1 rRNA gene is annotated in these 796 nt (G+C 58.7%); it reads right to left on the reverse strand.

The window, feature by feature from the left end:
* Positions 1 to 796 (reverse strand): 23S ribosomal RNA (locus NW807_RS08960); the annotation flags it as partial.

A 796-nucleotide genomic window follows, 5' to 3' on the forward strand; every position in this document is an offset into this window, starting at 1 on the left:
GGTCGGAACTTACCCGACAAGGAATTTCGCTACCTTAGGACCGTTATAGTTACGGCCGCCGTTCACCGGGGCTTCGGTCGCCAGCTTCGCTTGCGCTAACCAGCTTCCTTGACCTTCCGGCACTGGGCAGGCGTCAGCCCCTATACGTCGTCTTACGACTTAGCAGAGACCTGTGTTTTTGGTAAACAGTTGCTTGGGCCCTTTCGCTGCGGCCAGCTCGCGCTGGCACCCCTTCTCCCGAAGTTACGGGGTCATTTTGCCGAGTTCCTTAGAGAGGGTTATCTCGCGCCCCTGGGTATCCTCTACCCACCCACCTGTGTCGGTTTCGGGTACGGGTGACAACCTTCATCGCCTACGAGCTTTTCTTGGCACTACCCTTCACCACGCGGGGTCCGTAGACCCCTCCCAATCCAGTCAGGGTGTGGCTAGCTCTCGTGCGTCCCTCTTCGGCTCCAGTTGCCAGTCAGGGAATATCAACCCTGTGTCCATCGACTACGCCTTTCGGCCTCGCCTTAGGTCCCGACTAACCCCCCGCGGACGAACCTTCCGGGGGAACCCTTGGGTTTTCGGGGCATTGGATTCTCACCAATGTTTGCGCTACTCAAGCCAGCATTCTCACTTCCGCCTCGTCCACGGCTGCTTGCGCTGCCGCTTCACCCTACTGCGGAACGCTCCCCTACCATCCAATCCACAACTTCGGCGCACCGCTTAGTCCCGTTCATTTTCGGCGCAGGGGCGCTTGACCAGTCAGCTGTTACGCACTGTTTAAAGGATGGCTGCTTCTAAGCCAACCTCC

The sequence above is a fragment of the Synechococcus sp. R70.1 genome (genome assembly GCF_047461675.1).
In the GTDB taxonomy this organism is placed as follows: Bacteria; Cyanobacteriota; Cyanobacteriia; order Thermostichales; family Thermostichaceae; genus Thermostichus.